The sequence below is a fragment of the Pseudomonas sp. CGJS7 genome, from assembly GCF_036961695.1.
In genome coordinates this window covers 1-10,093 of record NZ_JBAMDI010000220.1, presented here as the reverse complement: position 1 = coordinate 10,093, position 10,093 = coordinate 1, and the positions used below count along the sequence as shown (strand labels likewise).

General features: G+C 67.8%; 7 protein-coding genes and 1 pseudogene. 6 read left to right on the top strand and 2 right to left on the bottom strand.

Translation table 11 applies throughout. The features are described from left to right. Positions 1 to 4: 4 nt before the first annotated feature. Positions 5 to 1,333, bottom strand: a complete 1,329-nt coding sequence (locus V7787_RS51055; protein WP_336095165.1) for a CitMHS family transporter — start codon at positions 1,331 to 1,333, stop codon at positions 5 to 7. Between the two features lie 111 nt (positions 1,334 to 1,444). Continuing rightward, positions 1,445 to 2,635 carry an OprO/OprP family phosphate-selective porin gene (locus tag V7787_RS51050; RefSeq protein WP_336095164.1) on the bottom strand — a complete coding sequence of 397 codons (1,191 nt, stop codon included), beginning with the start codon at positions 2,633 to 2,635 and terminating at the stop codon, positions 1,445 to 1,447. Between the two features lie 369 nt (positions 2,636 to 3,004). Between V7787_RS51050 and V7787_RS51045 the strand changes: the two genes are divergently transcribed. From V7787_RS51045 to V7787_RS51020, 6 genes and pseudogenes are all read left to right on the top strand, one after another. Further along, positions 3,005 to 3,697, top strand: coding sequence for a response regulator transcription factor (locus V7787_RS51045; protein ID WP_336095163.1), 693 nt, complete (start codon positions 3,005 to 3,007; stop codon positions 3,695 to 3,697). After that, positions 3,690 to 5,117, top strand: a complete 1,428-nt coding sequence (locus V7787_RS51040; RefSeq protein ID WP_336095162.1) for a sensor histidine kinase N-terminal domain-containing protein — start codon at positions 3,690 to 3,692, stop codon at positions 5,115 to 5,117. The genes V7787_RS51045 and V7787_RS51040 overlap by 8 nt, the downstream gene beginning before the upstream one ends. A 131-nt stretch (positions 5,118 to 5,248) precedes the next feature. Further along, positions 5,249 to 6,298, top strand: a complete 1,050-nt coding sequence (locus V7787_RS51035) for an ABC transporter substrate-binding protein (RefSeq protein ID WP_336095161.1) — start codon at positions 5,249 to 5,251, stop codon at positions 6,296 to 6,298. A 211-nt stretch (positions 6,299 to 6,509) separates the two neighbouring features. Further along, positions 6,510 to 7,730 (top strand): annotated as a pseudogene (locus V7787_RS51030) (malic enzyme-like NAD(P)-binding protein); the annotation flags it as partial. Further along, a complete protein-coding gene (locus V7787_RS51025; RefSeq protein WP_336095166.1) occupies positions 7,704 to 8,822 on the top strand; it encodes a phosphate acyltransferase in 1,119 nt (372 codons plus the stop codon). The pseudogene V7787_RS51030 and the gene V7787_RS51025, both read left to right, overlap by 27 nt. A 28-nt stretch (positions 8,823 to 8,850) precedes the next feature. Continuing rightward, positions 8,851 to 9,879, top strand: a complete 1,029-nt coding sequence (locus tag V7787_RS51020; RefSeq protein WP_336095160.1) for a glycosyltransferase — start codon at positions 8,851 to 8,853, stop codon at positions 9,877 to 9,879. Positions 9,880 to 10,093: the final 214 nt, after the last annotated feature.

Sequence of the window (10,093 nt, the reverse complement as noted above, 5' to 3'; positions counted from 1 at the left end):
GGCATCAAGCGGCGAAGGGATAGAGCGCGAACGCGAGCGAGGCGAACATCAGGATCAGCGAGATCAGCACCGCCCACTTCAGGGTGAAGCGCTGGTGGTCGGCGAAATCGACATTGGCCATGCCGACCAGCAGGTAGGTCGACGGCACCAGCGGGCTCAGCAGATGCACCGGCTGCCCGGCCAGCGAGGCGCGCGCCATTTCCACCGGGGTGATGCCGTAGTGCCCGGCCGCTTCCGACAGGATCGGCAGTACGCCGAAATAGAACGCGTCGTTGGACATGAAGAAGGTGAACGGCATGCTGGCGATGGCGGTGATCACCGCCAGATACGGCCCCCACGCATCCGGAATCACCGCCAGGAAGCTGCGCGACATCGCCTCGACCATGCCGGTGTTGGACAAGATGCCGGTGAAGATGCCCGCGGCGAAGATCAGCGAGACCACCGCCAGCACGTTGCCGGCGTGGTTGCCGATGCGGCGGCGCTGTTCGGCCAGATCGGGGTAGTTGATCACCAGCGCGATGGCGAAGCCGATCATGAACAACACCGGCAGCGGCAGCAGGCCGAGGATCAGCGCCGCCATCAACGCCACCGTCAAGCCGGCGTTGACCCACAGCAGCTTCGGCCGCTTGGTGTCTTCGCTGTCGGCCAGGGTCGGCAGGTTGTCGCTGGCGGTGTCGAGCTCGGGATTCCAGTCGGCGGCGTGACCGTCCAGGGTGACGATGCCCAGACGCTTGCGTTCGCGCAGGCCCAGATACCAGGCCAGCGCCAGGATGCTCAGCAGCGAGATCGCCATCGCCGGAATCAGCGGCACGAACACTTCGCTGGGGTCCACGTGCAAGGCGGTCGCCGCGCGCGCGGTCGGGCCGCCCCACGGCGTCAGGTTCATCACGCCGCTGGCCAGGATGGTCACGCAGGTCAGGTTCAAGGCGTTCATGCGCAGGCGCTGGAACAGCGGCAGCATCGCCGAGACCGTGATCATGTACGTGGTCGAGCCGTCGCCGTCGAGCGAGATCAGCATCGCCAGCACCGCGGTGCCGACCACGATCTTGACCGGATCGCCCTTGACCAGCTTGAGGATGCGCTTGACGATCGGATCGAACAGACCCGCGTCGATCATCACCCCGAAGTACAGGATCGCGAACATCAGCATCACCCCGGTCGGAGCGATTTTCTTGATGCCCTCGATCATCATCTCGCCGATGGTCGCGCCGAAGCCGCCGGCCAGAGCGAAGGCGATCGGGATCACGATCAGAGCCACCAGCGGCGACAACCGCTTGCTCATGATCAGGTACATGAAGGTCAGGACCATGCCGAAGCCGAGGATGGTCAGCATTTGCAACTCCCAGGGGGGGTAGCGAGAAGTGAGCGGAGAGGAGTGAGGAGTGAGCTGGGGCGGGGGAGTTCGCTTTCGCTCACTCCTCACTCCTCTGCGCTCACTCCTGCTTCAAAAGTCGTACTGAAACCGCCCGGTGACCGCGCGGGTGCGGTCCAGGGTCGTATCGGCCAGCCGATCGCGATTGCGGCTTTCGATCCAATCCAGCATGAAGCGAAGGTTGGAGCGCAGATGCCAGTTCACGCCGACGCTGGTCTGCTCCATCGACACGTCGCTGAAATCCGCCGCGCCGTTCAAGTGCTGCTTGCCGCGAATGGTGTCGTAACGCGCCGCCAGCACCCAGGCGCCGTTGGGGCGATTGGGTTTGACCCGGGCGAAGCGGCCGGTCTTGCTGTCGTAGGGCATGTTCTCGCCGGTGATGAACCAACCCAGCGTGGCGTAGGCCGAACGGATCTGGCCGCGTTGCGAGCCGTCGTCGAAATCGGCGCCGCTGAGTTCGGACTGCACATACACCGGGCCGCGCGCCAGACCGAATTCCAGCGAGTACTTGTCGACGTCGGTATCCAGGCCGCGATTGAAATTCACCAGCGTCGCGCGGCTGTTGTCGGATAGATGTCCGGCCGGCCGCGGCGCGATGCGCAAACCGTTGGCGCCGTCGCGGCCGGGGTGGTCGTAGTACTCGCGCGCCAGCGACAGGCCCAGGTGCACGGTGTCGCCGAGCTCGTGGCGCGGCGCCCAGGTGCCGCGCGCGCCGAACGCGCGGCCCTTGACCTGCCACGCGTCGATGCTTTCCAGGCTGTAAACGCTGCCGCCGAGGGTGTAGTCCTCGCGCGCGGTGATCCACGACGCGCCCAGCCGGTACAGCGGCGCGACCGAACTGGCGAACATGCTGCGTTCCATGAACAGGCCGTAGTTCGAACTGATCCGGTCGTCCAGGGTGAACAACTGCTTGAACTGGCCGATGGTGAGCTTGCCGGCCTTGAAATCGCGGGTGACGTAGACGTCCTTGGCGTCGACGTTGTCGCCGTCGAACTTGTCCTGCAAGCCGGCGAAGTCGCCTTCGATCTTGTAGCCCCAGCCGTAGAACTTGCCCGACACGTCCAGCCACAGCCGGCGCACTTCGGTGTCGTCGGGATTGGCGGTGCCGCGGCGGTCGTTGTCGAACTCGGCGAAGTCCCAGTGGATGCGGCCGCCGAACTCGGCGGTGACCGGGCGCTCGTCGTTTTCGGCCGCGGCGGCGCCGCCGCAGGCGGCAAGCAGGCACAGCGCGACGCACGCGCCGGCGTGGTGGACAACAGCCATCGATTTGTCTCCCGACCCTATTTTTCCCGCGCTTTTGCCGCGACAGACGCGGCGCGCAGCGCTTATAGTTGGGTCGGCCCGGACGGCCAGTCCCAACCCCTCCAGCGCAGGCTAGGCGATCGAAGCTGTCAAAGGCCTGTCATGGTTCGATTCACTTTGGGTCTCGGCGGCGGTGCGGAGTCAGGTCGGAATCGCGTTCACCCGTCATGCGCGCTTTTTTTGCCCGTCATTCCCGCGAAGGCGGGAATCCAGGGCTTCATCGCGACATGGCTCTGAAGTCTCTGGATTCCCGCCTTCGCGGGAATGACGGGCAAAAGCAAGAACGACGGCCCGAGATATCACCGCGGCCCGCAGTGAGGGAAACACCGAGTGCGCATCCTGTTGGTGGAAGACAACGCGGATCTGGCCGACGCCATCGTCAGGCGCATGCGCCGCGACGGCCACGCGGTGGACTGGCAGCCCGACGGGCTGCAGGCGGCCAACGTGCTGCGCTATCAGAACTTCGACTTGATCGTGCTCGACATCGGCCTGCCGCGGCTCAACGGCCTGGGCCTGCTGGCCGGGCTGCGCGAACGCGGCGACACCACCCCGGTGCTGATGCTGACCGCGCGCGACGGCATCGAGGACCGGGTCAAGGCGCTGGACTCCGGCGCCGACGACTACCTCAGCAAGCCCTTCGACTTCCGCGAGTTCGAAGCGCGCTGCCGGGTGCTGCTGCGGCGCAACCGCGGGCAGGCCGCCGGGGTGGTTCAGATCGGCAGCTTCGTGTTCGACGCCGGCGCCCACCGGGTCACTCTCGACGGCGATGCGATCGAAGTGCCCAACCGCGAGTTCCGGCTGCTGGAGATCCTGATCGGCAAGCTCGGGCAAGTGGTGAGCAAGGACGAAATCGGCAACGGCTTGTTCGGCTTCGACGATGAGGCCGGCCCGAATGCGATCGAGCTGTACGTCGGCCGCTTGCGCAAACGCCTGGCCGCCGCGCCGCTGCGGATCCTGACCGTGCGCGGCGCCGGCTACATGGTCGAACCCGTCGCGCACGGCGCGGACCGCGACGATGGCTGAGCCCACGCGCCGCGATTCGATCCGCAAGACCTTGTTGATCTACCTGGGCGCGCTGTCGCTGATCGGCGCGGCCTTGCTGTTCCTGGCCGCGCGCAGCTACGGCCGCGACGCCGCCGACCGTTCTTACGATCACTTGTTGATTTCCTCGGCGCTGTCGATCGCCGACAGCGTGGCCCTGGTCGAAGGGCAATGGCAGGTCGATCTGCCGTACGCGGCCCTGGACCTGCTGGCGATGGCGCCGGAAGACCGCGTTTACTACCGCGTCGCCAGCCGCGAGGGCGCCACCATCACCGGTTACGCCGACTTGCCCGCGCCGCCGTCGCCGCCGGTCGACGGCAAGCCGCGCTTGTTCGATGCGATGTACCGCGGCGAGCGCACCCGCTTCGTCGCGGTCTCGCGCTGGGTCGCGGGGCCGGTCGCGCAAGGGCAGGCGATCGTGCAGGTCGGCCAGACCCGGATCGCGCGCGAGGCCTTGGCAGAAGACGTGGTGGTGCGGGCGCTGCTGGCGATCGTCGCGGTGTCGCTGGCGGCGCTGGTGTTGGTCTGGATCGGCGTGCAGCGCGCGCTGCGCCCGCTGCGCAAGCTCGAACGCGATCTGTCGCTGCGCGAGCCCTCCGACCTGAAACCGGTGGCGGGCGATGTGCCGCTGGAACTGGACCACATGGTCGGCGCGCTCAACCGCTTCATGGCCCGGCTGTCGGCCAGCAACGAAACCCTGCGCGCGTTCATGGGCGACGCCGCCCACCAGATGCGCACGCCGCTGGCGGCGCTGCGGGCGCAGGCGCAACTGGCGCTGGACGAAGACGATCCGGCCGAACAGCGCCGCAGTCTGGTGATGATCGAACGCAACGCCAGCCACATGAGCCGGCTGCTGAATCAGTTGCTCAGCGACGCCAGCGCGATCCACCGCTCGCACCTGCAGCAGTTCGAAACCGTCGATCTGGCCGAACTGCTGCATCAGGCGATCTTCGAATCGATTCCGCAATCCGGCCCGCGCCCGGACCTGCGTCTGGCCGCGACCAACCACCCGGTGCTGGTGCGCGGCGACGCGCTGTTGCTGCGCGAGGCGATCAAGAACCTGATCGACAACGCGCTCAAGCACGGCCAGCCGCGCCAGGCCGATCAGAAACAAAGCGGCGAGGGCGGCCCCTTGCAGATCGCCCTGACCGTCGGCGGCGAAGACGCCGCGCCGACCGCGGTGCTGACCGTGGCCGACCACGGCCCCGGCATCGCCGCGGCCGACGCGCAGACCGTGTTCGAACGCTTCGCCCGCGGCCGCGACGCCGCCGACGGCGGCGCCGGCCTGGGTCTGGCGATCGTCAAGCGGATCGTCGAGAGCCATGGCGGCCGCATCGACCTGTCCAATCGGGTCGGCGGAGGGTTGGTGGTGACGTTGCGTTTACCGAGGACGGCGGTATGAGGAGTGAGCGTGGAGGAGTGAGGAGTGAGCGAAAGCAAGGGCGCGCGCGCGGCCGTGTTCCGCGCGATGGCTCGCGCTTCTGCCTTCGCTCACTCCTCACTCCTCTAAGCTCACTCCTCCTGTTCCTCTGCATGTCCTGCGTCCAAGCCGAACCCGGCGACGTGCGCACTTTCCCCAGCCCGCGCGCCACCACCACCACCCAACTGCGCATCCACGGCTCGACCGATATCGAGAACTTCGCCGCGGTCATCGCCGATTACCAACGGCTCAACCCCGGCACCGAGGTCGAATACTCCGATCTGGTCGCCCAGGACATCTACGCCCGCCACCTGCGCGGCGGCGCGCGGGGCGCCGATCTGCTGATCAGCAGCGGCATGGACCTGCAGACCAAACTGGCCAACGACGGCCACGCTCTGGCCCATCGCTCGCCCGCCACCACCGGCCTGCCGGCGTGGTCGCAATGGCGCCACGAAGCCTTCGGCATCAGTTACGAGCCGATCGTCATCGTCTACAACAAGCGCCTGCTGCCGGCGGCGCGGGTGCCGCACACCCGCCGGCAGTTGCTGGCGCTGCTGCGCGACCCGGCGGCCGGGCTGGCCGGCCGGGTCGGCACTTACGACGTCGCCCGCAGCAGCGTGGGCTACCTGCTGGCGACCCAGGACCACCAACTGGGCAGCATGGCCGGCGCCCTGCAGGCCGCGCTCGGCGACAACCGGGTGGTGCTGGAAGAACGCACCGGGCCCTTGCTCGACCGGGTCGCCCGCGGCGAGCTGGCCCTGGCCTACAACGTGCTCGGGTCCTACGCCCAGGCCCGGATCGACGCCGGCGCCCCGCTCGGGATCGTCCTGCCCGAGGACTACACCCTGGTGCTGCTGCGCACCGCGCTGATCCCGCGCACCGCCGCCAACCCCGGCGAGGCCGGGCGCTTCCTCGACTATCTATTGTCCCCGCGCGGGCAGGCCATGCTGGCCCGCCATGTCGGCCTGCAACCGGTGCTCGGCGGCCCCGGCGCCCCGCGCGGCCCGCTGGCCCGCGAAGGCGCCCGGGTCCGGGCGCTGCGGCCGATCCCGCTGGGGCCGGGCCTGCTGGTGTACCTGGACGGACTCAAGCGCCGGCAGTTCCTGGAGGCCTGGCGCAGCACCGTTCAGCCCCGGCGCAAGGACCCCGGCGCGGCGCCGTGAGCGTCCGTACCCGGGCGTCGGTTGTGTGCCAAGTGGATTCAGTGTGGACCGGCCATTGGCGCAAAGCCCGCCCGGCCGGCAACGGTTACAACCGGTTCCAACCCCAAAGTACTAATGAATGCCTCATCGCGGCCGCGCGAATCCGCCATGACGATCCATTAGACTGCCTATCCAACACCCTTCGCGCCCTTGCCACGGTAGCCCTTAAGCGATGTCCGACAACGATCTGAAAACCGCCGCGCTCGACTATCACCGCCTCAGCCCGCCGGGCAAGATCAAGGTCACCGCGACCAAGCCGATGGTCACCCAGCGCGACCTGGCCCTGGCCTACTCGCCGGGCGTGGCCTACGCCTGCGAAGCCATCGTCGAAGACCCCAACACCGCCAGCGAGCTCACCGCGCGCGGCAACCTGGTCGCGGTCATCAGCAACGGCACCGCCGTGCTCGGCCTGGGCGACATCGGCCCGCTGGCCGGCAAGCCGGTGATGGAAGGCAAGGGCGTGCTGTTCCAGAAGTTCGCCGGCATCGACGTGTTCGACATCGAAATCGACGAACGCGACCCGGACAAGCTGGTCGACATCATCGCGTCCCTGGAGCCGACCTTCGGCGGCATCAACCTGGAAGACATCAAGGCGCCGGAATGCTTCATCGTCGAGCGCAAGCTGCGCGAGCGGATGAAGATCCCGGTGTTCCACGACGACCAGCACGGCACCGCGATCATCGTCGGTTCCGCCGTGCTCAACGCGCTGGAAGTGGTCGGCAAGAACATCGCCGAGGTCAAGCTGGCCACCAGCGGCGCCGGCGCGGCCGGCATCGCCTGCCTGGACATGCTGGTGGCGCTGGGCATGAAGCCGGAGAACATCCTCGCGGTCGACCGCGACGGCGTGCTCTACACCGGCCGCGGCAAGATGGACCCGGACAAGGAGCGCTACGCGCGCGACACCGACAAGCGCACGCTCGCCGACATCATCGCCGGCGCCGACGTGTTCCTGGGCCTGTCCGCCGGCGGCGTGCTCAAGCCGGAAATGGTCGCGACCATGGCCGACAAGCCGATCATCCTGGCGCTGGCCAACCCGTACCCGGAAATCCTGCCCGAAGACGCCAAGGCCGTGCGTCCGGACTGCATCATCGCCACCGGCCGTTCGGACTACCCGAACCAGGTCAACAACGCGCTGTGCTTCCCCTACATCTTCCGCGGCGCGCTGGATGTCGGCGCCACGGTGATCAACGAAGAAATGAAGCTGGCCTGCGTGCGCGCGATCGCCGCGCTGGCGCGGATGGAATCGTCCGACCTGGGCGGCGCTTACGGCGGCGAAGTGCCGACCTTCGGCCCGGAATACCTGATCCCGCGTCCGTTCGACCCGCGCCTGCTGGTGATGCTGGCCCCGGCCGTGGCCAAGGCGGCGATGGAGTCCGGCGTGGCCTCGCGTCCGATCCACGACATGGACGCGTACGAAGAAAAGCTCAGCCAGTACATCTACCGCACCGGCCTGCTGATGAAGCCGGTCTACGACCGCGCCCGCGCCGACCGCAAGCGTGTGGTCTACGCCGAAGGCGAGGAAGAAACCGTGCTGCGCGCGGTGCAGACGGTGATCGACGAAGAACTGGCCTATCCGATCCTGATCGGCCGCCCCGACGTCATCGACACCCGGATCAAGCGCCTGGGCCTGCGCATGCGCGAGGGCGTGGACTTCGAGTTGACCAACATCAACGACGATCCGCGCTTCAACGAATACTGGCAGCAGTACCACGCGCTGACCGAACGCCGCGGCGTGACCCCGGCGGCGGCGAAGAACCTGCTGCGCTCGCGGCCGACGCTGATCGCCGCGCTGATGGTCGAGCGCGGCGAAGCCGACGCGATGATTTCCGGTCTTGTCGGCCGCTTCCACAAGAAGCTCGGCTACATGCGCAGCATCTTCGACTTCGACCCGGGCGTGTCCGGAACCTCGGCGATGACCGGCGTGATCAACGACCAGGGCGCGTGGTTCTTCCTCGACACCCACGTGCAGGTCGATCCGAGCGCCGAGCAGATCGCCGAAGCGACCTTGCAGGCCACCTACCGCCTCAAGCTGTTCGGCGTGGAGCCGCGCGTGGCGCTGCTGTCGCACTCCAACTACGGCAGCCACGACAACCCGTCGGCGGCGAAGATGCGCAAGGTCCGCCAGATCGTCAAACAACGTCAGCCCAAGCTGGAGATCGACGGCGAAATGCAGGCCGACACCGCCTGGGACGACGTGCTGCGCAAGCGCATCTTCCCCAACGCGACCCTGCACGGCCGCGCCAACCTGTTCGTGCTGCCCAACCTGGACGCGGCCAACATCACCTACAACATGGTGCGGGTGATGACCGACGGCGTGGCCATCGGTCCGATCCTGATGGGCCTGGACAAGCCCGCGCACATCCTCACCCCGGCCTCGACCCCGCGCCGCGTCGTCAACATGACCGCGATCGCGGCCGTGGACGCGCAGATCCGTGCCTCGCGCGATGCCGAACGCAAGGGTCTGTCGGAGCTCGGCGGAGTCTGATGGTGCGCGCATCGGCGAAGGGGGCGCAGTGAACGCCGTACTGGCCAGCGGCTCGCCGCTGCCGGTGCAGGCGGCGCCCGTGGCCGAGCCGTGGCCGCGGGTCAGCATCCTGCTGCTGTGCTTCCGCGACGTGCACTACATCCGCGCCGCGCTCGACAGCGCCTTCGCCCAGACCGTGCCGTGCGAGATCATCGTTTCCAACGATTGCTCCGACGACGGCACCTTCGACGTCGCCGAGGAAGTGGTCGCGGCCTACCGCGGCCCGCACCGGGTCAGCGTGCGCCGCACCGAAACCAACCTGGGCGTGTCGGCGCACTTCAACGACGCGATGGCGCTGGCCCACGGCGAGATCATCGTGATGATGGCCGGCGACGACATCGCCTACCCCGAACGCGTGGCCACCATCCTGCGCGCGTTTGACGACACCCCCGCGGCGATGGTGCTGGGCAGCGATTTCGACGGCATCGACACCTACGGCAAGCCGCTCAAGGTCAGCTTCCGCAAGCGCCCGGAGCGTTACGAGCTCGAATACTACGTGCGCATCGGCCGCCTGATCGGTCTGCTCGGCGCGACCATGGCCTTCCGCCGCATCGTGGTCGACCGCTTCGGCCCGCTGATCGGGCCGATCGAAGACAACGCCCTGAGCCTGCGCGGCGCCTTGCTCGGCCAATCGCTGTGCCTGCGCCAGCCGTTGATTCAATACCGCCGTCATCCCGGCAGCGTCAGCGGCACTGTGTTCGCCCGCGACGAACTGCCCGAAGTCGCCACCCGCCGCCGCTACGAGCGCACCGTGCAGTTCTACCGCGGCACCGCCGACGACCTGGAACACTGCCTGCGGCAGATGCCGGAACTGCCCGCGGCCAAGCGCCGGCTGGCGCAGCACATCCTGGCGATGTACCGGATCGAAGCCGACGCGCGCGAAGCCTTCATCGCCCAGCCGCGCTGGCGTTGGCTGGGTCCGGTGTTGCGCGGTCTGGCGCAGCGCGGTTTGCGGCGCAAGAGCGCCGAGCGCGCGTTCAAGCTGCTGATGCCGCGGTCCTGGTTCGGATTGCGCTGAGTCACGTCGCGTGGCCGGGACTTCAGTCCTGACGTTTTCATTTCGGATAGACCTGAGCTGGCGTTTGCGGCGCATGCGCGGTTGCGGCTTGTGACCGAAGGAACTCCGTGAGATGCCGCCGCGTCCGCGGGCTATCCATATGGGCGGCGTTCTACCGCGAATTCCCTGGTTGAACGTTGCGATTCGCCGTCGTGCGCGCGTCGTAGCCCTGCTG

Bases quoted from the DNA above. Each gene is read 5' to 3' on its own strand.
- V7787_RS51035 (WP_336095161.1), top strand. From the start codon at position 5,249: ATGTCCTGCGTCCAAGCCGAACCCGGCGACGTGCGCACTTTCCCCAGC.
- V7787_RS51040 (WP_336095162.1), top strand. From the start codon at position 3,690: ATGGCTGAGCCCACGCGCCGCGATTCGATCCGCAAGACCTTGTTGATC.
- V7787_RS51050 (WP_336095164.1), bottom strand. From the start codon at position 2,635: ATGGCTGTTGTCCACCACGCCGGCGCGTGCGTCGCGCTGTGCCTGCTT.
- V7787_RS51025 (WP_336095166.1), top strand. From the start codon at position 7,704: ATGGAGTCCGGCGTGGCCTCGCGTCCGATCCACGACATGGACGCGTAC.
- V7787_RS51055 (WP_336095165.1), bottom strand. From the start codon at position 1,333: ATGCTGACCATCCTCGGCTTCGGCATGGTCCTGACCTTCATGTACCTG.